Here is a 23847-nt window from a genome sequence, read left to right on the forward strand (position 1 = left end):
CTCTAAACCACACACAGCCCCATCAATGGGGCTGTGTGTGGTTTAAAAACACGATTTCGACAAAATAAGTCCATAAAATGCAGAATATCTTGTCTAAATCAAAGTTCTGAGGATTTCGCTCACTTATCTTAAAACGACATTCTCAGCCGATTTAGATTATGAGTCCGCCCGATATCCAACAAACCATTGCGCAATTTACATCGATAGAGCAAGCTCTCGACTACTTTGAAATTGAGTTCGATAGCCGCTTTATTGATGAATATCGCACTGAGTTAGTCAAACGCTTTAATGCCTATTTGATTATTGCTAAACCCGATGATTGGTTTTCAGCGCGGCGCGCGCTCAAAAACGCGTACTGCAAAGTGCAACGCGGACGACTTGACCGCCACAGCCGATCAGCATGCCGCGGTTGTACTTCCTGCCAGAGGCGCTAATTCTGAATATGAAATGCGATCAAAAAAGCCTCCACAAATGGAGGCTTTGGTCATCAGCGATGTCATTACTTCGCGCGGCGCGCTTTCACCGCATCGGCCAATTGACGAAGCACGTTTTCAGTATCTTGCCAGCTAATACATGCATCCGTAATCGACTGACCGTATGTCGACGCTTGGCCGTCAACCAGATCCTGACGACCTTCGACAAGATGCGATTCAATCATTACGCCAAAGATAGCATCTTCACCACCTGAGACTTGTGCACTGACGTCATCAGAAACCACCATTTGACGTTGATATTGCTTGGAGCTATTTGCATGGCTAAAGTCGATCATTACTTTTTGAGCCAGACCCGCGGCTTCCATTTTTTGCTTAATCTCACCGACATGTTCAGCGCTGTAGTTTGGCTCTTTACCACCACGTAAGATGATGTGGCAATCGGGGTTACCACTGGTTTCAACAATCGCCGAATGGCCGAATTTTGTCACTGACAAGAAGTTGTGTTCAGAGCCCGCAGAGCGAATCGCGTCAGCCGCAATCTTGATGTTGCCATCAGTGCCGTTTTTAAAACCAACAGGACAAGACAAGCCTGACGCCAATTCACGGTGCACTTGAGATTCCGTCGTACGTGCACCTATGGCTCCCCAACTAATCAAATCAGCGATGTATTGTGGCGAAATCATATCTAAGAATTCAGTGGCCGTTGGCATGCCCATATCGGTCAAATCAAGCAGTAGTTTACGAGCAGTTCGCAAACCATCATTGATTTGGTATGTATCGTTTAAGTACGGGTCGTTGATTAGACCTTTCCAACCGACTGTAGTACGAGGCTTTTCAAAGTAAACACGCATCACCACTTCGAGATCTTCACCGAGTTCATCACGCAGCCCTTTCAAACGCTCACCATATTCCAGTGCCGCTTTGGTATCGTGAATAGAGCAAGGGCCAACAATGACCAGCAAGCGGTCATCTTTGCCTTGAAGGATATTTGAAATCGCTTGGCGACATTGAAAAGTGGTTGAAGCCGCAGTGTCTGTCGCTGGGTATTTTTCTAAAATGGCCACGGGTGGCAACAGTTCTTTTACGTGTTTAATTCTTACATCATCGGTCTGAAACATGCTTGGGCTTCCTGTCATTCTTATTCTAAAACTGGTGATAAAAACATCAATTCTAGTGGGATTCTCGTTTAGTCACGAGTAAGTTATCTAGGATGACGAAAATACGCAAGCACTAAATTTAAAAAAACGCAATATTTATACTAACTTTACAAAATTGGCTTGGTGTATATTTAAATTTACAGTTAATTTTGTAAGATATTTCAATACGTTAAAATTAAATACAACATCAGACTGTCCATAAAGTCGATATACAGTAAAAAAGCCCGTAACTATTTCGTGATATTAATCACAATAAAATTTGCGCATAGGATCACAGCATAAATTTTACCGAATTAACGTCTCTAAATTACAACAAAACATTGCTCCCGTTTCTGACCAAAGCATCATTAAACACTTTGTCTACTGCTCAGTTGCGCCGCATTAAAAAATAACGTGAGCGTTGATCATGTAAACGCATAGAGCGAATTGGTATTCGATTTAGACAGACTGTGGAACAAAAAATGAAGAAACAAAGCGCATCAGCAATCGGTATTGACCTGGGCACGACCAATAGCGCCATTGCCATATGGCGTAACGAGAGCGCAGAACTCATTCCAAACGCGCTTGGACACTACCTGACTCCGTCTGTGGTAAGCATTGATGAACGCGGCCAAGTCTTAGTGGGTGAAGCGGCCCATTCACGTCTTATTACTCGCCCTCAAGAAACCGTTGCCGCCTTTAAACGTTATATGGGCACGGACAAAGTGATCACTTTAGGCTCTCAACAATATACGCCTACTGAACTGAGCTCTTTGGTCTTACAATCACTCAAAGCCGATGCTGAGGCGTATTTAGGCCACTCTATCTCAGAGGTCGTGATTTCTGTCCCAGCTTACTTTAGCGATCAGCAGCGTAAGCAAGTACAACTGGCCGCTGAACTCGCAGGCCTAGACGCCGTGCGTTTAATTAACGAACCCACAGCGGCTTGCCTCGCCCATAGCCTACATCAAACCCATGATCGCCGATTCTTAGTGTTCGATTTGGGAGGAGGCACCTTCGATGTCACCGTGGTCGAGCATCAGCAAGGCTTTGTCGATGTGCGAGCTTCAGCAGGAGACAACCAGCTAGGCGGCGAGGATTTTACCCATCAATTGCTGGCGTTTGTCTGCCAAGAACTTGAACGCTCACCTGAAACATTAACCCTTGCCGAAAAGGCCAAACTCGTGGCTGCTTGTGAGCGTGCCAAAAAGCAGCCACAAAACCCAATGACCGTCGAATTAACGGATCCTTTTAATCGCACCCTAACGGTGACCAACGAGCAACTTGATACCATTTGGAAAGACACGCTGACTCGTCTTTCTCAGCCTTTGCGTCAAGCCATGGGCGATGCTCGAATTAGCCCGCAGCAAATCGATGAATTGATCTTTGTTGGCGGTGCGACCCACTTGAAGCAAGTCCAACAATTAGCGACGCGGCTTATTGGCCGCTTTGGAAGTATGGAGCTTGATCCTGACCTCGTAGTCGCCATGGGGGCCGCGACACAAGCAGCCTGCCGCCTGCGCGACGAAGCGGTGGAAGAAATTGTATTGACTGACGTCGCCCCTTTCAGCCTTGGTATTGCAGCCTCACGCGACAATCAAACGGGCATTTTCACGCCAATCATCGAACGTAATACCGTGGTGCCCACTTCGCGTGTCGAACGCTTTTACACGCTTCACGATCAGCAAACTGTCGTTAACATTGAAGTGTATCAAGGAGAACGTTTGTGGGTGAAAGAGAATATCTTTATCGACAATTTTGAGGTTAAGGTACCAGAGAATGATAAGGGCAAAGAAGCCATAGATGTGCGTTTTAGTTATGATATCAATGGTTTGCTTGAGGTTGATGTGACCATTCTTTCCACCAATGAGACGATTCAAAAAGTGATTGATCGAAGCCCTGTTGGTATTACTGATGAAATGAAAGCGCAAAGCCACGCTCGCCTTGCTCGGCTCAAGATTCATCAACGTGACCAATTGCCTAACATTACACTCAGTGAAAAACTCAGCCGCCTCTACGAAGAAAAACTGGGGTGGGAACGTCACAGAGTTGAAGAATTGCTCTTGTCATTCACGCAAATCCTTGAAACGCAGGATAATGAACTCATTCGCCAAGCCCGCACAGAAATTGAAAAGCAGCTTAAGGAGCTGAACCTTTAGCGGCTTTCGGCTTCAATTTCACGGCGGGGAGGTATTTCAGCAAAGCCGAAATGCCTCGTTTAAACAGACTGTTGCGGGGCGGTTTAAAACCAATGATCGCCCGAATATCAATGCGACCAGTCGTCACGCAGCGTTTCTCCCATCCGCCGGCGACAAATAACTTAGTGATTCCGTATGCGCACCATAGATGCCCGACAATATTGAGTGTAGATAAAAACACCGATTTCATGAGTAACGCGCCCACCATCGTTAGTACCGAATACCAGCGATACTGGATACGCATTCGACCCGTGATAATGTATTTACACAATCGGCGGACCAACATCCAGTGAAAGACCAGCAGTAAAAACACACTGGCGGCGAATAAACTTGGTTGCTCAGGATGAGTCATCCGAACCGTTGGCAAGACGCCAAACCAAAAGCCCGCAAACGCTAAACACGCAAGCTTTAACTTCACCGCGCTAAACTTAATTGCGCACAACCCTCGATGTTTCCGGTCTTTATCCAGTGTTTTCTGATACATCCGTTGTAAACGCCCCACCGCAATATCGATGGTTTTCTGATAATCATCTGGAAGCTTGTGGTAGTACTTCGAGAACGCCATCAATGGCGACATTGAATAGCCTTGGTCATCGATGCCTCGATGCAAAATGACCAGCAAATAGGCCATCGGCATGTGGAAAAATTTTGCTTCTTCACTAGGTGGCGTTGCTTCTATATCCGCAAGCGTTGGAAAATTTTGCGAATTACGGGTCAGCATTGATTGTAAGAATTCCGCTTTATCAATGTGATAAGTATCGCGATCCAACTCAAGATGGTGCCGAACACCGAACAAGGCGTGCTGGCGCTGGCGTGATATCGAATGGAACAGAGGTCTCTGCGCAACCGCGACATGAAACAAATTCCAATAGACGACCGCCAGATCAAAATTTTGCTCCTGTAGACATTGAGCAAGCGCCGCCAAAGCTAATATTTCCCCTTGCTCTGCCAATACAAATAACTGCTGTTTAGAGTGCGCTTTGACAAAATAGTCATAGTGTTGCTCCGTCAGGGCAATAAAACTGATTTCACGAGGAAAGCGCTCAAACTGAGCGAGTGAATAATGATCGGCATCCAAGTCAGGCAATAGTCCCAGCGGCCCGTTGGCTTGGGGTGTAGGAAGCTCAGGCAAAAACGTTAATCGTGATGATATCGGTAACCCGTTGGCAAAAGGTTGACTGAACAACGTAATCATCCAATCAAATGCCCCTTCAAAAATTTGGTTGATATAACTCTCGCTCAGTCGATACTCGGGAAAAATCAAACGGTAGTAGAGCATTTTCGAAACAAATGGCGTGAAAATATGCGGCTGACAACAAAGTTGCCGAGACACGATATTTTGAGCGTGTAACCGCGACAACCAACTATCAGGAATAAGCGGATGACGATTCACACACTCAATCCACTGCGATGCATTGAGCGAATGCCATTCTTCATCGGTTAATGGCTCACACAGCAAGAATATATCGCTCTGATAGGTGCTCAATTTTTTAGCCACTGACGAACCAGACGGAAACTGCTCCCAAATGGGTTCAGCCCATACTAAGGTTAACTGGACTGCTAACGCCTCTAATTCATCACACCGGTTGAGTGTTGCAAACAGTTGCTGAGCCAGTTGTTCTATCCACACCCAGCTACCAAACTGCGTTGCCCACAATGTTTTCACCATCAGCCCAAGAAAGCCATTTTGATCCATAAAATCAAGATGATGAGAAAACTCATCGCTGGGCTGATCAATTAACTGAGCAAACAGCCAATTGACGCGGCGACGCTCAGCCAACTGAGTGGATGAGGGAAAAAAACCTTCCACAGAGCGCCAGTAAATACTCGGCAGCGGCTCCCACTGCTGTTTGAGAAATGCAAAACACAAAGCTAACGAAGGGTTATCCGGTAAACAAACTTGATAAAGCACATCAGCCGCTTGAGTGTATGCTTCCAACCTAATCAATTGCTTCGCGACCCCAACCACACCATCGAGATCATGAATATTGACGCATGCTTCTCCCACAATTTCCCATTGCGTAACGTTTAACGTACTTGCACTGAGTTCAATTAAGTCATGAATAAAGGGCCTGATACTGGCACGCGGAAATGTCTGGCAAGCGTTGAATGCTTTCAGTAATGAGAGCTTAAGTTCTTTACTTTTGGGAAACCGAAACACCGTTGGCTGGTTAAGAAACGCATAAAGCGCATCATGACGGCCGTGAGCTAACACATGTTGAAACGGCATCATAAAACTGAGCAGTGCACGTTGCTCAGCATCGGATAACGCCGCAATTTTATCTAAACTGACGATCAGCTTGGTTTTGCGCCACTCATCTAGAAACTCAGCCAAGTTAGCTTTTGAATGGTCATGATTAAACAGCAGTTGCCAGCTTAAGCCCTGCCACAACACATCGACAATCTCACCGGGCAACCAGCGATGGACGATAATTTGGTGCATTGCCCAGTGCGATAGGCGCTCTTGCTGATCAATGGGTTGCCATAAAATCGGCTCAAGCCATGTTTGCCAACATACCGGCATGACTCGCTTGGCGGGGTCTTGAAGTATGCGTGCAAACTGACGTTTTAGATCGTCAAGTGGGTCAATGGGAGATTCACTGCTTGTTGGTAACGATTCACTGACCAGTTCAGGCTGAGGATGCTGTAACCCATTGAGGATAGCTTCATAAGCTTGACGAACTCGCTGAAAGCCTTGAGGATCCACTTCCGGATGGTGTTTTCGCAATTGAACACGATACGCTTGCTTCACCGCTGATTCATCCGCTGTTTGTTCTAACCCAAGAATCTCCCAAGGCGTCATTTTTACATCTCCAACATGGTCTCTAGATCACGATCCAATGAATCCGGCATCATTAAAGATGGCAATGGTGTTTGCCAATCAATAGCAAAAATCAGCGCCTCTTTATCTTGCTTTAGGTTGTAGAAAAACTCGCTAACGGCTTGGTATAAACCATCATTCAGCAAACCACTAATCGACTTCTCAGGATCATCTTGCACAGAATATTGCCAATAGGTGCGTCCCAAGATGAAGCTTTTAATGTAGTGTTCCCAACTATGGAAATGCGCTTGTACACGTTGACCAATAAAGTTCAGCAAATACGCTAATTCGCTTTGGCTGAGTACCTCTAATTCATACCCCGCCCTGACTAAAAAAGTCGCTCGGCAGTAATCCCACGCTTGAAAGCCAACAACACCAACTTGGCGATAAGTCGTATCAAGAAAACGCATTTCTGCTTGTGCCACAACCCCAGCGACTTCGGAGACGCGTTGCTGCCATTCGCTTGAGGTCAAACACGCTCGGCGACCAAATTCACTGCGCCAAGTTTGACCATGCACGCGCGCTTCCGCCAAACGAAAAATCATCTCAAGCCACTCAAACCGATGTTCAATTCCCCAAATTTCGACGAGCTCTTGCCGCCATAACTCTGAGGCTTCTATTCCCTGATCGCGAGTCATTCCGAGCCGTTCATAATCATAACTATGGCGACCATAACTTATCTGAGGTGAAGTCATTGCTAACCACCAACGAACGTAAGGGGCGTTTAAATCGAAAGAAAATGAGTCGGACATTAAGCGCTCTTTATAAAATGAGGAACGCTTAAGATAACGATTTACATCGTGCTTGCCTAAATTTGAGTAAAAACACAATTAGAAACTGAGAGCTTGTTTCAAAAGCCTTTTATGACAGGAAGTTAAGAAAAATATTTCATTAAGGCGAGTTGGTATTAAGATCGCACTGCTGTGTATTTAACGACCGAACTGAGCGCTTGTTTACAATGTAAATTGCGATAAAAAGCTCAGTCCAATCGTCACGTATCAATCATAAAACTCGTGAGGATGAGGGTATCAGCCAGTAATGGTTTTAGCCCCCAATCGCAGATGAATCAATTAATTGGCAGCCTGCCGCTTCCATCTCGAGGAAAGCCTTTTCTACATCACCATCTTGCATGTTAACGCCTCGGCAGGCATCTTTGATAACCCAAGTATTAAATCCCTGCTCCGCTGAATCAAGCGCGGTAAATTTAACGCAATAGTCGGTTGCTAAGCCGACAATGTACACGTCCGTTAGCCCTTGACGACGCAGATAATCACTTAGCCCAGTCGCTTGAAGACGCTGATTATCAAAAAAGCCACTGTAGCTATCAATTGCTTGGTCAGTCCCCTTTTGTACCACGTGTTCAATGGCATCCGTATTCAATTGCTCAATAAACTCAGCACCAAAAGAACCTTGAACACAGTGATCAGGCCACATAATTTGAGCGATACCATTGAGATCAATCACCTCACCAGGATTTTTACCATGAACGGAAGCAAAGCTGGCGTGCCCCGCAGGGTGCCAATCTTGCGTTGCAATTACGTGCTCAAAGTGCGGAAGTAAACGATTAATGACAGAGACGATTTGATCGCCTTCGGGAACTGGTAAAGCTCCGGTCGGAGAGAAATCATTTTGCACATCAACTAATAACAGAGTCTTAGTCATTGCAGAATCCTTTTCTTTTAGCGCCAAACTTTGGCACTGGTTATCAATATGGTCACTATTAGTCTGGCGATAACCACTCGCAGTGTAAACTGATATTTTATGTCTCTCCTATCAACGATGCTAAGCAATCTCGTTTATCGATTCCGCCTTGTCTACCCACTTAAATACTGCGTTTTTCACGCACCAATGACGTCATCGTCAATCTCTAAGTACAAGATAAGCTTCCAAGTTCCACGTCAATAATTGGCAACGGCATACTGAGCTTATTCCATTAGCAACAAACCAATTAGTTATAGAGCGTTAGATAAAGTAAATACTGAGCATTAAACGCTAGCGAGCTCGATTAAATCGCGTCACAATAGCGCCTTCTCATTACATAGATAAGTGGTTATCGTATGGAATTTTCAGCTCAAGTAGGCACCCATCACATTAAGCTAATCGCAGTTTGGCATGGCAGCGATATGAATATTTCACTTTTTGGCGGGGATGTCCCTCATATCGGCGCAGTGGCACTCGCGCAAAATCGCCCAAGTCTCAGCGATTCAAATAAAGTGAGCGCTTCTACATCGGTCATAACGGTGTGCGGGCACAAAGAAGATCAAGTCGCCAAACAGGTCGCCGAAACGGTCGCAGTGAAATTAAATGCGCTAACTTGCGTCGCGTGTGGTATCCATTTCAATCATATCGAAGCCGACCTATTTCAAGCAGTGCAAAATGCCGTCGATGAGTTGGTGCAACAGCTGTTCAGCGCAATTGACGCTCAAAAAGGCTGACGCCTACCAATAGTGATCAAACAAGAGCGCAATAAACAGCAGTAACAGATAGTAGATAGAGAACTTAAACGTCTTCATCGCACTGCCACTCTTCGAGCGATATTTTAGTTCCCACGCATGATAAACAAACCCAGCATTTAATAGGCATGCGGCAACAAAATACAGTAAGCCGCTCATGCCAATAAGAACGGGTAACACACACACCACCGCCAATAAAATGGTGTAGAGCAGAATCGAAGTTTTCGTGTAGTCGACACCATGCGTGACCGGTAGCATTGGAATGTTGGCATTGAGATAGTCAGCACGGCGATGTATCGCAAGTGCCCAAAAATGAGGGGGCGTCCAAATAAAAATGATCATCACCAGCAACCAAGCATTCGCGTGCATTTCTCCGGTGATGCTTGTCCAACCTAGCAAAGGCGGCATCGCACCCGCGATACCGGCAATAACAATGTTTTGCGGTGTCGCTCGTTTTAAGTACAGGGTATAAACCCCTGCGTAGCCGACCAAACTGGCAAGCGTAAGCCAAGCGGTCAGAGCATTTACCCACACCGCTAATAAGGCAAAGCCAAGTGCACCCAGTATGCAAGCAAAGATCAAAACGTGCGACGCTTTCAAAGCGCCAGACGGCAAAGGACGCTGATAGGTTCGAGCCATTTTGGCATCGATTTTTTGGTCGATAATATGATTAAACGCAGCGGCGCAACTGGCCATTAGACCAATCCCTAGAAGCGCCAAAGGGACTATTCGCCAAGCATCCGCAGCGGGATTAGCCAAGCACATCCCAACTAAAGCGGTCACCAACATCAACCCAACCACTTTCAATTTAGTCACCGAGAGGTAGGCTCGCCATTTTGCACTTTGGGAAGCGTAAGCCACGTCGTATCGGTTCATAACAATTCCCCTCTCGAATTCGGTGTAGCCTGCGCTTTATCGGCAAAATGGCCAGCGCGCCATATCATCATCATGGTGTACAACACACTCACGAGCAGTAACGCCGCCACTAAATTGTGTGCCACTGCGGTTAGTAACGGCAAGCTAAACAGCACGTTACTTATTCCCAGCGCAATTTGTGTGACCAGTAACCCTGCGACCACTAAGCCAAGTTTGCGAGCATGAAGAGAGTGACGATAAATCGCAGTAATTAAAGCCAGTAAGATGGCACACACCACCAGCGCGCCAATTCTATGTGTGAAATGAATCGTCATTCGAGCGCCATAGTCCAACGTGCCGAATTCATAACTTTCTCGCGGTGGTTGAACCAGAGTGAACGCCTCTTTGAAGTTGAGAAAACGAGTCCAAGAGCCTTCACAAAATGGCAGTTCGCTGCACATAAACGCGGCATAATTTGCCGATGTCCATCCCCCGAGAGCGATTTGAACAACGACGCACACCATGGCGGCAATAGAGAGCCATTTGAGCGAGGGTGTAAATGATACGGGAGCATGAAAGGTATAGGCGCGTGTTAGTTGCCAATAAAACAAACACAGCAAACACAATAAAGTGAAGCCCCCTAGAAGGTGCCCCATGACCACCAGCGGGTTCAGTTTCATGGTAACCGTCCACATTCCAAGCATCGCCTGGAAAATCACCACAACACTAATCAGTACGGAAAGTGTTTTCGAAACATCATGCCGGCGAATACTCAACGCAGTTATAGCAAAGATCATCACCCCAAGCACGCCCGCCACGTAGCGGTGAATCATTTCAAGCCAAGCCTTATGGGGCTCAATGTGCGCCTCTGGAAATAAGCGTTGGGCGCGGGCAACTTCATGACTGTCATTGGGGACCGTGAGGTGACCATAACAACCCGGCCAATCCGGGCAGCCAAGCCCGGCATCAGAAAGACGAGTATACGCTCCGAGCACAATAACAATCAGAGTCAGTGCAATGCTTGATCTTACTAAATAGATAAATCGCATAATGACTCCTTATTATTGTACGAAAGTGGCTTTCGCTGCGTTTACCCAACCCGTGATAATTTGAGCATTTTGCGTAGATCCGCCAAAATGCCCTTGCTTTGCTCAACCAGGTCATCAGGTTGTGAGAAGTGCAAGTAACGCATCACCAGTTGACCTAAAGGATCGACAATCACATATTCCGAATGCTGCACCAAAGAGAGAAACTCTGGCGACACGGCGACTTGAGTAAACTTGCGGTCATCGAGCTGTGAGGTATCGCTTTGGGGTGTCACAAACACCACTGGTTCAACATTGGTTTGATATTTACCAAGCGCAATGTGGCTTTGCTGCAGCAAATGCAGTTGCTGTTGGCAAACCGCACCGCACTGCTCGGGTAGTACGTATCCAAGCTGCCACTTTTGCTGTTCAAATGGATTGTCAACGCCTAATGATTGATAAGTCACTCGCGGCTCAATCAAGACACCACGGTTAGTTACGCCAGGTTGATACCATTGATTAACCAAAATGGCTTTGGCGACAAACACGGGAATCGCAAATAACGAAACCAACCCGATGAGCATCAACCGTCCTTTTACAATTCGATTAGTCATCCCTGTTCCTCACGACAAATTGTATCCACGCCCAAAGAGATAAACACAAAAGTGCTATTGCCAATCCAAACCACTGTATGGCATATCCATAGTGCCGAGTTGAGGCAAGCGGTACAGGTTGCCAAGGCTGCGCATAAGGCCAATCGGCTTGTTGTGGTTGAAACAAATAGGGCAATAGCTCTATGTGCCACAAGTTTTCTAATTCAGTTAAGTTAAGGTTTTGAATTCGCGCAACCTTTCCTTCTTCAATTTGCAATTGGTAGCTCAATGGGTTCCGCTGACGTTGATACAATCGACCTTCATAGTGAGAACTAGATACCAACCAGTCGACGTCAGGCAAGACTTGTCGCGAGGCAAGAGCAGAGACAAATCCCACTTCCAATAACACATATTGTCCAGCTTTCGTTTGCATTAATTGATAGGCCAAATACCCAACTTGACCATCGAATGTTTGGTTGTCGAGCAATAGATACCGATCAGCAACCGGTGTTAGCGATGCTGATACTTTTATCCCGGTGTAGGAATCAATGACAGGAGATGCATTCAACGCGGATAATCGCTGGACGGGCAATCGCGCGCGTAATTCTAACTGCGCTTCTATATGCTGTTTTTCAGCACCACGTTCTACTTGCCAAAACCCCAATTTGACCAAGATGATAATAGCGCCCACAGTTAACACAGCCCCCAGCCACACAGACCATTGAAACGAGGCCGTTATGGTAGTTTTGTTTAAGCTATGTTTAGTGTTACTGCTGCTATTTATCATTGTGAACCTCGCTAAAGCGATGATTTTAATGTCCAAACAATCTGATGATGAAACCAATAACCATAAGCCGATGAGTCACTATTTAGGCCGGCGTGTCCTACTTTCCGCCCTCGTGGTTGTCTTGTTGATCATTGCCCTGCTTAGCGGTTTGATTGACCCCAATCCCCGCCCCTACTAAACCATTTAAAGCACATAAACAAAGACAAACAGACACAGCCAAACCACATCCACAAAATGCCAATACCAACTGCCTGCCTGAAAAGCGAAGTGTTGCTTCGGCGTAAAGTGGTCCTTGGCGATTCGTGCCAACAATACAATCAGAAATAGTGTACCTAACCCGACATGCAATCCATGAAAGCCTGTCAGCATAAAGAAGGTATTACCGTAGATACCGGACTGTAATGTCAATCCAAGATCGCTATACGCATGGGCATACTCGACACCTTGGTAATATAAAAAGAATCCAGCAAGAACAATGGTGAGTTCCAACCATACGACCAGCGCCATGCGATGGTTTTTCTCTAAGCTGATGTGGGCCATATGTAATGTCACTGAGGAAAGCAGCAACAAAATGGTATTGGTCAATGGAATACCTTGCCAGCCCATCGCTTGAGTGGTTTGTCCTGAGGGGGTGGTTGTCAGTGGCCACAGTGACTCAAAGGCAGGCCACAGCACTTCATTGGTCATCACATTATTTCCAGCCCCGCCCAGCCAAGGCACCGCAATCAATCTGGCGTAAAATAGCGCGCCAAAAAAAGCACCAAAAAACATGACTTCAGAAAAAATGAACCAACTCATTCCTTGGCGAAACGAGCGCCCGAGCTGGGCGGAATAGAGTCCAGAAAGTGATTCAGTGATAATATTGCTAAACCATCCCGCAAACATCACCAGTAAAATGAAAAAACCAAACACCAGGATGATTTTACTCAACGTGCCTGCCCCGCCGGTTTGACCCATGTGTTGAACGGTCAACCCAGCGCCCACAGCAATCAAAAACAGCGCGACGGCGCCCATGATGGGCCATGAGCTTTGAGCAGGGACATAATAAGAAGGAAGTTTTTGGCTCATTGTCCACCTCCAATAGACTTCACATAAGGAGCAATCGCCGCCATATTCAAAGCGGCTACATCTTGTTTCGATGTCCGTTCTGTAATATCAAACAGGGTGTACGAGAGCGTCAGTGTATGAATCGACGCGGGTACGTTAGGCTCAATATAGAAAATGAGTGGTAGCTCCGCGGTTTGTTGAGAATCTAACCCTTGCTGCTGAAAGCAAAAACACTCAATTTTATTGAAATGGCTCGCAGCTAAACCTGGTGAGACCGATGGTACCGCTTGTCCAATCATGCGCTCTGACGAGCGATTAACGGCAACGTAAGCCGTTTGAATCACTTGCCCTGGATGCACGTCCATTGAAGCTTGTTTTGGTCTGAGTTCCCAATCAACGCCTTGCTTGATATGAGCCATAAACTCAACGTGAATCATCCGTGAAGTATCCACCACCATTCCCTGAGGCTGAATTTGCGCCTCTGAACTAGTTTTGCCGTTAATCCCTAAGGCGTCGCACATCACGTCATAGAGTGGTACTAAGGCAAACCCAAACCCAAACATGAGCAGGGTGGCGAACAGCAATTTGCCACTTAATCGTTTGTTGGCTCTTTGTTGCTCATTCATAGCCGCCCCCTAATCCACTTTTGGTGGCTCACTAAATGTATGGTGTGGTGCCGGACTGGGCACTGTCCACTCCAGTCCTTCTGCCCTTTCCCATGGCTTCGCTGGCGCGGCATCTCCCCCGCGTACGCATTTAATCACCACCCATAGGAAGATGAGCTGAGAAACACCGAACGCAAAACCACCTATCGACACCACTTGATTCACATCTGCAAATTGAATTGCGTAATCCGGAATACGCCTTGGCATACCCGCCAAGCCGAGAAAGTGCATTGGGAAAAACAGAATGTTAACCGACACGAGAGAGCACCAGAAATGCCACAAGCTCAATTTGTGGTCATACATATGACCTGTCCATTTCGGCAGCCAATAATACGCCGCCGCCATGATTGAAAACACCGCACCAGAGACCAAGACATAATGGAAGTGGGCAACCACAAAATAGGTATCGTGGTATTGGAAGTCGGCAGGAACGATCGCCAGCATCAAACCTGAAAAACCACCGATGGTAAACAACACGATAAAGGCGATAGCAAACAACATTGGCGTTTCAAAGGTCAATGCACCGCGCCACATTGTGGCAACCCAGTTAAATACTTTTACCCCCGTGGGCACAGCAATTAACATGGTGCAATACATGAAAAACAGCTCAGCAAATACAGGCATACCCGTGGTAAACATATGGTGTGCCCAGACTAAAAACGACAATAAAGCGATTGAGCACGTTGCATAAACCATTGAATGGTAACCAAAGAGCTTCTTACCGCTAAATGCTGGAACAATGGCCGAAATAATGCCAAAGGAAGGCAAAATCATGATGTAGACTTCCGGATGCCCAAAGAACCAGAAAATGTGCTGGAACATCACCGGATCGCCGCCTCCTGCAGCATCAAAAAAGCTGGTTCCGAAGTACTTATCCGTGAGTACCATGGTCACGGCACCGGCCAGTACTGGCATCACGGCAATCAACAAGAACGCGGTAATGAACCAAGTCCACACAAACAAAGGCATTTTGAACCACGTCATTCCGGGTGCCCGCATGTTCACGATGGTAACGATGACATTAATCGCCCCCATGATCGAACTGATGCCCATAATATGAACTGAAAAGACAAACAAAGCGGTGCTATCTGGGCCATAAGTGGTTGAAAGAGGAGCATAGAACGTCCAGCCAAAGTTAGGTCCGCCCCCTTCCGTAAATAGCGATGCCAGCAAAATAAGAAAGGCAAATGGTAAAATCCAGAAGCTAAGGTTGTTCATTCGAGGCAACGCCATATCCGGAGCACCGATCATCATCGGGATCATCCAGTTAGCCAGCCCAGTAAACGCTGGCATCACCGCGCCAAACACCATAATTAGCCCGTGCACAGTGGTCATCTGATTAAAAAATTCTGGGTCAACCAATTGTAAGCCGGGCTGAAAAAGTTCAGCGCGAATCACCATGGCCATTGCGCCACCCGTTAAAAACATAATGAAGCTAAACCACAAATATAGGGTGCCAATATCTTTATGGTTGGTTGAATATATCCAACGTCCAATGCCAGAAGGCGCGCCATGATGGTCAGAACTGTGCTCAACACCGTCGTCATCCATCGCCGGAGTTGCACGGCTCAGCTCAGCATCGGTTATCGGTGCTGACGCAGTTTGTTTTGAATCTGAGGTTTTCATTCTCCCTCCTTAGACGCGCCTTGCTTATAGGCATTGACATCGGCCGCTTGCACTGTGTCGCCAGTATCATTACCCCAAGCATTTCTTTGATACGTCACCACCGCTGCCACTTCTTGCTCGGTTAACTGGTTAGTAAATGCTTGCATCGCGGTTCCCGCTCGACCATTGAGCACCACATCCAAATGGGTGTCGATATTTCCAGTCGCAACTGCACTGCCTTTGATCGCAGGAAAGGCACCTGGCACACCAAGCCCGGTCGGTTGATGACAGACAGAGCAACGTTCAAGGTAGACCTTCTCGCCTTGAGTCATTAATTCATCAAGGCTTAAGGATTGTGTCAGCGCCGACTGGGCCTGTAATTTCTGCTCTGCGATTTGCTGCTTTTTGTCCTCAAGCCAAGTATCAAATTCCCTTGGTTCTAGTACCTGAACCACTATGGGCATAAAGCCATGCGCACGGCCGCACAACTCGGCGCATTGGCCGCGATAGATACCCGGCTCATCAACCCGTGTCCATGCTTCATTGATAAAGCCTGGGATGGTGTCCTTTTTGACCGCAAACGCGGGTACCCACCATGAATGGATGACGTCATCAGATGTCATGAGAAAGCGTACTTTTCTATCCGCTGGTAACACTAACGGTTGGTCAACCTCAAGTAGGTAGTTTGCCCCTTTCATTTCAATGCCATCGATTTGATTTTGTTTCGTCGCCAGCAGGCTAAAGAATTCCACATCTTGATCGAAGTAGCTGTAATGCCACTTCCATTGTGACCCCGTGATTTTCACGGTTAAATCGGATTGAGATGTATCTTCCATTGCGATTAAGGTTTTGGTGGCGGGAATGGCCATCGCGACCAGAATCAGTACTGGAATCACGGTCCAGATGATTTCCACTTTAGTGCTTTCGTGAAAATTGGCCGCTACGGCGCCTTTTGATTTACGGTGACGAAGAATGGAGTAGAACATCACACCGAATACCACCACCGCAATGGCACAGCAGATGTAAAAAATCAGCATATGTAAGTCATAGACTTTCCCACTGATTTCTGTCACGCCTTTGGTCATGTTGAAGTTGGATTCACTCGCAATCGCTGGCGCGGCAAACCCTATCAGCATGATATCGGCAAATAGCCACAAACGGATGACAACACTTTTCAACAGATTTCTCCTCTGCTGGCGTTTGATCTTCACTACGTTTCTGCTCGATAGCATCACCGTGTCGTTGATGCATCACTAAACCTAAAGGAGCAAAAAAGCATAATGAGGTCTAAAAATGACTGATATTTGTTGCATTTATGTTAACAACGTTAGTTAAAGATGTTGAATTGAGCAAGGTAGGAATGATGTAATTCATTTGTTGACCTCTCACTCTTTGATCGGCGGTTGCAACCCGGCAGATTCAATGGGTGAGCCGAATCTCAATGTGTAGGTGACGATGAGCAAGAAAAAAGCCTCGCGTAAAGCGAGGCTCAAATTGGAACGGTTGGAAATAGTTAGGCGTGTTTGACCGCTTTACGTGTTAGGAAAATAAAAGGAACCAATGTAAAAAACAACACCATTAAAATCGTAAATAAATCAATGGTTGACATCATAAACGACTGACTCGTGATCGTGCCATTAAGGCCCGCCAGCGTAGTTTGCGTATCACCATTTTGCAGTGCGGGCGCCACCAGAGGGTTGTATGGCGAAATATGCTCGGCAAGAACGGAGTGATGTAAGCTTGCATTTCGAGACCAAATCCATGTGGTTAACGAAGACGCAAAACTGGCGCCAATGGTACGAATAAATGTTGATAAAGACGCAGCATCTGACACGTCAGGCCCACTTAAATCAGACAGCAAAATCGTCGTCATCGGCATAAAAAACAACGCAATACCGATGCCCATGAACAACTGCACGATAGCAATACTGGTGAAGTCGACCTCAGTGTTAAACTTCGCCCGTGCGTAACAGCTGATCGCAATCACAATGAATGAACCCGCCGCCAATTTGCGCATATCTAAATGACCACCAAACCGACCCAGTAGCGGCGTCATAAAGAACGGAATAATTCCCATCGGCGCAGCAGCAAGGCCAGCCCACAATGCGGTATAGCCCATTTGGCTTTGTAACCACTGAGGCAAAATCAAGTTAATACTGAAAAAGCCTGAGTAGCCTAAGGTCAGCAAAATCGTACCAATACAGAAGTTACGGTTAGCAAACAGGCGCAAATTGATGATTGGGTGTTCATCAGTGAGTTCCCAAATCACCATAAACACCAGCATGATGACCGCAAAAATGGTTCCGCCGATGATCCATGCGTTCGCAAACCAATCCAGCTCATTACCCTTATCCAATACAATTTGCAGTGCGCCAACTCCGAGAGCCATGGTCGCAAGACCAATCACATCAAGCTTGGGCTTGGAAGTTTGCTTCGGACGATCTTTCAGCTGAGCCATGATCACGACCACGCTAAACACGCCAATCGGAATATTGATAAAGAAGATCCAAGGCCAGCTATAGTCGTAGGTTAACCAGCCACCTAAAATAGGCCCAACGATCGGCCCGACAACGGCGACCATACCAATTAAAGCCAGCGCCATGTGTCGCTTCTCTTTGGGGAAAATCGACATCAGCAGCACCTGACTCATAGGAAATAAAGGCGCTGCCGCAAAGCCTTGTAAGGTGCGAAACAGTACCAGCTCACCCATGGTTTGCGAAATACCACATAAAAATGAAGTAATACTAAACGCGATCAAGGCACCAACATACAAATGAACTTCACCGAACCGGCGGCTTAACCAAGCGGTAATAGGTAACCCAATAGCATTACTCACCGTAAATGAGGTAATGACCCACGTACCTTGGTTAAGGCTGACCCCCATATTACCGGCAATCGTCGGCAGTGAAACGTTGGCGATAGTGGTGTCGAGCACTTGCATAAACACCCCAAGGGCGATGGCAAAGATGCACAGAGCCATATTTGCGGGTCGAAACCCTTGTTGTTGACTCATACTGACACCTTCTATTTCTTCGCCGCGTACTGCTCAGAAGCAACGTCATTATCTGCGATGATCTGTTCGATAAGCTGATCGACGCCAGCTAATGACTGAGCATAAACATCGGTTTCATAGCGTGATGTGGTTGAGCCGCTTTGCGCTAACAACGCCCCGCCGGTATCTGATGTATTCACTTCAACGGTCATCGACAACCCAATACGCAGTGGGTGCTGAGCAATATCATGCTGGTCTAACTCAATGCGGACAGGCAAACGCTGAACAACTTTGATCCAGTTACCCGTCGCATTTTGAGCTGGCAGAATAGAAAACGCGCTGCCCGTTCCGATGCCAAGACTTTCAACTTTGCCGTGGAACTCGACATCTTCGCCATATAGATCAGAGATCAAGGTAACAGGTTGGCCAATACGCATATCGTTCAGTTGCGTCTCTTTAAAGTTGGCGTCAACCCATACTTGATCCAGCGGCACAACTGCCATCAGCGTCGAGCTTTGACCAACGCGTTGCCCTACCTGAACGTTACGCTGCGCAATGTAACCAGACACTGGGGCTACCAGACGCGTACGTTGTTTCGCCAAGTACGTTTGTTTAACTTGTGCGACTGCCGTTTTCACTAAAGGGTGCGTTTCTACTGTGGTGTTGTGAATCATCGCTTGCTGAGACTTCAACTGCTGCTCAGCGACAGCCAAGGCTTTCTCTGCCGAGTTCACCATATCTTGTGCATGGCTCAGCTCTTCTTGTGACAACCCACCCGCTTTAACCATATCTTTACGGCGATTGACGTCAGTTTTGGCTTTATTCAGATCGATAGTACGCTCTGCCACCACAGCTTTGGCTTGTTCGACATTGTTAAATAGCCCGCGAACTTGACGCACCGTTTGCGCAAGATTCGCCATGGCATTTTCAAACGCGATCTGCGCATCGGCGTCATCAAAACGCACAAGCTCTTGGCCTTTCTCTACATAATCACCGTCATCAGCCGCAATTTCGGTGACGGTTCCGGTAATTTCTGGGGTAATTTGCACCAAGTTACCATTCACATACGCATCTTCGGTTTCCTGATTGCCCACCACATAATTGGTGTAGTAGAAACCCGCACCAATCGCCGCGACAACTAAAATAGCCACGAAGATGGTCAAACTCTTTTTGCGTTTAGCGGTTTGAGGTGATGTTTGATTTTGATTGTTCGTTTCTGTCATGTTGTTAAACCTTTATCACAATGAGTTTGCCGTGGTTGCTACCTGGCTTGATGAGTCTTGTTGAAAACCACCACCCAGTGCGCGAACAAGCAATACTTGCTGTTCTTGTTGTTGATTCTTTAAGAGAGTAAAAGACGATTCAGCTTGAATCAGTTGTTGCTCAGCCATAAGCACTTCGAGTTGACTTCCCATGCCGGCTTCATAGCGTTTGACCGTGATGTCGTAGCTCTTTTCTGCCAAGTTCATGCTCTGCTTCGCATCAACAAGCTGTTTTTCGATCGATTGCATCGCCAGAATGTTATCCGCGACTTCACCAAGCGCATTGACTAAGGTCTTGTTGTACTGTGCGACAGCAGAGTCATACCCAGCGGTTTTTTCGATAAGATTCGCTTTCAACCCGGTGGTAAATAACGGTAGAGAGATCGCCGGTTGGACACTCCATGCGCGGCTAACGTCATCAAATACCGCATCGCCGAGCATCGCTTTAAAGCCCGCCATCGCGCTGAGGTTAACGTTGGGATAAAAACGCGTTTTCGCTGATTCGATTTGCTTAGTTGATGCCTCTACGCGCCACTTTGCAGCCACAATATCTGGGCGATGAGCGAGCAAATTCGCTGGCACATTACGCGGCAGTGCAAGCGAGGTATCCATCTCTATCGTTGGGCGTTTAATGGTGTTTGCCAAATCCGGACCTTGCCCCACCAAAGTAGCGATGGCATTTTTTAATTGTCTTACCGATAGCTGGCGCTTTTTCAGTGTTTGTTTCGCACTGGCCGCGCCACTTTGCGCGGTGTAAAGACGGTCTTCAGAAGTCAAACCGTGTTGCAATAAGCGAGACGTGATTTCTACGATACGATTGGTACGGTCGAGATCCTTTTGTGCCAAATCCTCAAGCACATAGGCGTTGGCCAGTTGCACGTAGGTTTGAACAATGGCGCTGGATAGCGTAATGCGCGCAGCTTGATGATCAATTTGCGCCGCTCGTTGGTTATTGACAGCCGCTTCCCATGCGTCACGCTCACCGCCCCACAAGTCAAAGTTGTATTGACCACTTAACCCCAGGTTATAAATGGTGCCATAGCGGTTACCTTGAAAAGCGTAATCTTGTGAACGAGAAAGACGAGCTCGCTGAATACTGGCATCGGCAGAAAGTGACGGTTCAAACTGGGCATCTGCCGCCATTACCATGGCCGATGCATTCACCAAACTGGCGTTGGCCATCTGCATATCTGGGCTATTCACCAATGCCGTATCGATCAACTGTTCAAGTTGACGATCATCGAGCGGCACCCACCAATCTTGTGCTGGCCACACCGCTGGCGAAAGGGGAGCGGACGCCAGTTGCTGGCTGTGTTCAAGAATAGACTTCTCCGCAACGTGGTTTATCGGCTTTATATTGCTTGGCGCTGAACAACCCGCAAGCACAAGCAAGGAGGCCAGTACGGTCATTTTTGTATAGTGACGCATTATCAATTTGAACCCTTCAAGTATGTATCTTGGCAATTCTCTGGCAGCGCAGAGGTAATAATTTTTTGTAGACAGTGGCGCAGCTGTTCAATTTCTTCTGCGGTGAGAGCTTGGGTGAGCTCATCAATCGCTTGTGCAGCAAGCGGCAGCGCTCGCTCCACCACATCAACACCGGTATCGGTTAACGTAATCACAATCGAGCGACGGTCTTCAGGGTCAGGTAAACGCCGAATGAGCTCTTTCTTTTCCAGACGATCGAGCATGCGTGTAATCGCGCTATTATCGACGTTCAATGACTTACCGATGTGTGACGGGCGATTAAAACGCAGGTGGTAAATTTGAAACAAAACCTTACCCTGCGTCGACGTAATATCTTCTGGTAACAAGTATTGATCGAGCAGTCGATCTTTAATGTGGCAGCTTTTCCCAAGCAGAAAACCTAAGTTTTCAATGATCGAGTCCGGCGCCAAATTGCGGTTAGACATAAAACTCACCATTTAATTGTCATGTCATTAATTGACTATGCAATTAATTATTCGCCTAATGGTGAATGAAGTCAATTGTAAATAAATATTAATGAGTGATTTTTTTTGACTCCAATCACATTAGGGATTGAGGTGAACATTGGCGGATCACAGGATATTGGCGAACGAATTGGCGGCTAGGGGTTGAAATTGCTCTCGTAAAATCACAGGTTTAGAACTAATAATTGGTAGTTATCCAAGAGAAATTGTTAGGTTAAGGTGATGTTGCAGGTTTTAACGATTGCGCTCTCGTAAACGAAAATAGATATCACTTACAATTTCTCCATCAACAATATGAAGGTTACCGCTATGATGGAAAAAGTGACTCAGTGGTTGCAACGCGACCCAGACCCAAGAACACGAGAAGAGCTGCAATATCTGATCGATGAAAAAATGATCGATGAATTGGAAAGTCGCTTTAGCTCACGATTAGAATTTGGTACTGCTGGCTTACGCGGAAAAGTTGGCTGCGGGCCAAACCGAATGAACCGATTAGTGATTCAAGAGACAGCGGCAGGCTTAGGGCACTATTTGATTGCACAAATCACAGACGCTAGACAACGTGGTGTGGTCATTGGTTATGATGGTCGTCCAGATTCCAAGCAGTTTGCCCATGATACCGCCAGTGTACTTACAGCACTGGGCATCAAGGTTTATCTCACTCACCAAGTCGCTGCCACGCCGATCGTTGCCTTTGGGGTTAAACACTTTAATGCCGCTGCAGCGGTGGTCGTCACAGCCAGCCATAATCCACCCGAGTACAATGGCTTTAAAGTGTACTGGGAAAATGGCGCGCAGATCATTCCTCCGCACGATTCAGGTATTGCCGAGCAAATTGATATTGCAGCCACCAAACCGCTCCCATTAGAGTCTTTAGCTCAAGCAGAAAAAGATGAAAAATTGGTATGGTTGACTGATGACTACTACCAGACCTATCGTCAGGCGATTTCTGGTAATCCACTACTGCAAAATCATCATCAACCCAACGCAATACGTATCGCCTACACGGCAATGCACGGCGTCGGAGCGCAAATGGCGGAGACCTTGCTGAAAGACGCAGGGTTCGAGCAAGTTCATAGCGTTACAGAGCAGCGAGAGCCCGATGGTAGCTTCCCAACCGTCAACTTTCCTAACCCTGAAGAAGCGGGCGCAATGGATATGGTGATGGCGCTTGCTGAATCGGTCGATGCACACATTGCTTGTGCCAACGACCCTGATGCTGATCGATTTGCCGTGGCCGTTAAAAAGCCACAAGGCGGTTATCAGATGCTAACAGGTGACCAAGTCGGCGCTTTATTTGGTGACTACTTACTTAGCAATACAGACGCTAGCAAGCAGTTGGTCGGCAATACTATTGTTTCGTCAACCCTGCTCAGCAAAATTGCCAAAGCTGCCGGGGCTGAGTACTACCAGACGTTAACAGGGTTCAAGTGGCTGACCAATGTGGCGATGCAAAAACAAACATCAGATCATCAATTCTTGTTTGCTTATGAAGAAGCGCTCGGATACACCGTCGGTAACAAAGTGTGGGATAAAGATGGCCTTTCCGCTTTGGTCGCCTTCGCACAGTTAACGGCTGAACTGCAAAGCCAAGGCAAAACGATTTGGGATCAACTGGAGTCATTGTATCGTCAGCATGGGATGCATATTAACGCGCAGCGCAGCATCGCATTATCGCCCGACACACCACCCGTTGGTGACGCGTTGCGAGCTAACCCACCTAAAATGATTGCCGGGCGCCGCGTTGAAATCATTGACGATCTCAAGTTATCTCTACGCACTTACGCAAATGGTGAGACTCAGGCCATCAATTTGCCAAGCAGCGATGTTCTGACTTACCAACTTGAACGCGGCGCTCGAGTCATCGTTCGCCCGTCAGGAACGGAACCTAAACTCAAGTGTTACTATGAGATTGCAGGTGATTTTGAAATCGATGAAACGTTTGAACAAGCGCAGGCCAATGCCGAACGTGAGATGGAGACACTGATTAGCGAACATCAAGCCAGTCTCGCCTCTTAAGAC

At 46.9% G+C, this 23847-nt stretch carries 21 protein-coding genes; 5 read left to right on the plus strand and 16 right to left on the minus strand.

Features of this window, described 5'->3' with window-relative positions; translation table 11 throughout:
* The first annotated feature begins 158 nt into the window (after window positions 1–158).
* Entirely contained in the window at window positions 159–434 is a 276-nt protein-coding gene (locus M1D72_RS06355) for a nitrogenase-stabilizing/protective protein NifW (RefSeq protein ID WP_456294961.1), read from the plus strand.
* 65 nt (window positions 435–499) lie between these two features.
* Here M1D72_RS06355 and aroG read toward each other — a convergent pair whose 3' ends face one another.
* Window positions 500–1552: a 3-deoxy-7-phosphoheptulonate synthase AroG gene (gene aroG, locus M1D72_RS06360; protein ID WP_456294962.1), complete on the minus strand. Its 1053-nt coding sequence runs from the start codon at window positions 1550–1552 to the stop codon at window positions 500–502.
* A gap of 500 nt (window positions 1553–2052) precedes the next feature.
* On the opposite strand from aroG, the gene M1D72_RS06365 reads away from it, so the two are divergent.
* Window positions 2053–3729 carry an Hsp70 family protein gene (locus M1D72_RS06365; protein WP_456294963.1) on the plus strand — a complete coding sequence of 559 codons (1677 nt, stop codon included), beginning with the start codon at window positions 2053–2055 and terminating at the stop codon, window positions 3727–3729.
* Here M1D72_RS06365 and M1D72_RS06370 read toward each other — a convergent pair.
* The 3 genes from M1D72_RS06370 to pncA form a co-directional block, all read right to left on the minus strand.
* Window positions 3710–6571, minus strand: a complete 2862-nt coding sequence (locus tag M1D72_RS06370; protein WP_456294964.1) for a J domain-containing protein — start codon at window positions 6569–6571, stop codon at window positions 3710–3712. The two genes, M1D72_RS06365 and M1D72_RS06370, sit on opposite strands and share 20 nt — an antisense overlap.
* A 2-nt stretch (window positions 6572–6573) precedes the next feature.
* Window positions 6574–7341 (minus strand): DUF1266 domain-containing protein, encoded by a 768-nt coding sequence (locus M1D72_RS06375; protein WP_390192197.1) that lies wholly within the window; start codon window positions 7339–7341, stop codon window positions 6574–6576.
* Window positions 7342–7633: 292 nt separating this feature from the next.
* The gene (gene pncA, locus M1D72_RS06380) at window positions 7634–8251 is read right to left on the minus strand and encodes a bifunctional nicotinamidase/pyrazinamidase (RefSeq protein WP_456294965.1); all 618 of its coding nucleotides are present in this window, start codon (window positions 8249–8251) and stop codon (window positions 7634–7636) included.
* A 395-nt stretch (window positions 8252–8646) separates the two neighbouring features.
* Between pncA and lpdD the strand changes: the two genes are divergently transcribed.
* A complete protein-coding gene (gene lpdD / locus M1D72_RS06385) occupies window positions 8647–9024 on the plus strand; it encodes a prenylated flavin chaperone LpdD (RefSeq protein WP_456294966.1) in 378 nt (125 codons plus the stop codon).
* 3 nt (window positions 9025–9027) lie between these two features.
* On the opposite strand, the gene cyoE is transcribed toward lpdD, so the two are convergent.
* The 4 genes from cyoE to M1D72_RS06405 are packed head-to-tail and all read right to left on the minus strand — an operon-like array spanning window position 9028 to window position 12206.
* Window positions 9028–9918: a heme o synthase gene (cyoE, locus tag M1D72_RS06390; RefSeq protein WP_456294967.1), complete on the minus strand. Its 891-nt coding sequence runs from the start codon at window positions 9916–9918 to the stop codon at window positions 9028–9030.
* Complete coding sequence (locus M1D72_RS06395) at window positions 9915–10946, minus strand: COX15/CtaA family protein (protein ID WP_456294968.1); 1032 nt, start codon at window positions 10944–10946, stop codon at window positions 9915–9917. Before M1D72_RS06395 ends, cyoE begins: the two co-directional genes overlap by 4 nt.
* 41 nt (window positions 10947–10987) lie before the next feature.
* Window positions 10988–11536, minus strand: coding sequence for a hypothetical protein (locus tag M1D72_RS06400; protein WP_390192210.1), 549 nt, complete (start codon window positions 11534–11536; stop codon window positions 10988–10990).
* Entirely contained in the window at window positions 11529–12206 is a 678-nt protein-coding gene (locus M1D72_RS06405; protein ID WP_456294969.1) for an SURF1 family protein, read from the minus strand. Before M1D72_RS06405 ends, M1D72_RS06400 begins: the two co-directional genes overlap by 8 nt.
* Window positions 12207–12252: 46 nt before the next feature.
* Between M1D72_RS06405 and M1D72_RS06410 the strand changes: the two genes are divergently transcribed.
* Window positions 12253–12480, plus strand: a complete 228-nt coding sequence (locus M1D72_RS06410) for a DUF2909 family protein (RefSeq protein ID WP_456294970.1) — start codon at window positions 12253–12255, stop codon at window positions 12478–12480.
* 5 nt (window positions 12481–12485) lie between these two features.
* Here the strand turns inward: M1D72_RS06410 and M1D72_RS06415 are convergent, their stop codons facing one another.
* The 8 genes from M1D72_RS06415 to M1D72_RS06450 all read right to left on the minus strand — a co-directional run bounded on the left by M1D72_RS06415 (window position 12486) and on the right by M1D72_RS06450 (window position 21786).
* Complete coding sequence (locus tag M1D72_RS06415) at window positions 12486–13370, minus strand: cytochrome c oxidase subunit 3 (protein ID WP_456294971.1); 885 nt, start codon at window positions 13368–13370, stop codon at window positions 12486–12488.
* Entirely contained in the window at window positions 13367–13975 is a 609-nt protein-coding gene (locus M1D72_RS06420) for a cytochrome c oxidase assembly protein (protein WP_456294972.1), read from the minus strand. The genes M1D72_RS06415 and M1D72_RS06420 overlap by 4 nt, the downstream gene beginning before the upstream one ends.
* Window positions 13976–13984: 9 nt before the next feature.
* Complete coding sequence (gene ctaD, locus M1D72_RS06425; protein WP_456294973.1) at window positions 13985–15640, minus strand: cytochrome c oxidase subunit I; 1656 nt, start codon at window positions 15638–15640, stop codon at window positions 13985–13987.
* Window positions 15637–16755 (minus strand): cytochrome c oxidase subunit II, encoded by a 1119-nt coding sequence (gene coxB / locus M1D72_RS06430; protein ID WP_456295613.1) that lies wholly within the window; start codon window positions 16753–16755, stop codon window positions 15637–15639. Before coxB ends, ctaD begins: the two co-directional genes overlap by 4 nt.
* Window positions 16756–17132: 377 nt before the next feature.
* A complete protein-coding gene (locus tag M1D72_RS06435) occupies window positions 17133–18632 on the minus strand; it encodes a DHA2 family efflux MFS transporter permease subunit (protein WP_456294974.1) in 1500 nt (499 codons plus the stop codon).
* An 11-nt stretch (window positions 18633–18643) separates the two neighbouring features.
* On the minus strand, window positions 18644–19834 hold the full coding sequence (locus M1D72_RS06440; RefSeq protein WP_456294975.1) for an efflux RND transporter periplasmic adaptor subunit: 1191 nt from the start codon (window positions 19832–19834) through the stop codon (window positions 18644–18646).
* Window positions 19835–19849: 15 nt separating this feature from the next.
* Complete coding sequence (locus M1D72_RS06445) at window positions 19850–21301, minus strand: efflux transporter outer membrane subunit (RefSeq protein WP_456294976.1); 1452 nt, start codon at window positions 21299–21301, stop codon at window positions 19850–19852.
* A gap of 2 nt (window positions 21302–21303) precedes the next feature.
* Window positions 21304–21786 (minus strand): MarR family winged helix-turn-helix transcriptional regulator, encoded by a 483-nt coding sequence (locus M1D72_RS06450; protein ID WP_456294977.1) that lies wholly within the window; start codon window positions 21784–21786, stop codon window positions 21304–21306.
* 348 nt (window positions 21787–22134) lie between these two features.
* On the opposite strand from M1D72_RS06450, the gene M1D72_RS06455 reads away from it, so the two are divergent.
* Entirely contained in the window at window positions 22135–23844 is a 1710-nt protein-coding gene (locus M1D72_RS06455) for a phospho-sugar mutase (protein WP_456294978.1), read from the plus strand.
* Window positions 23845–23847 lie beyond the last annotated feature (3 nt).

Source organism: Vibrio sp. AK197, assembly GCF_053903115.1.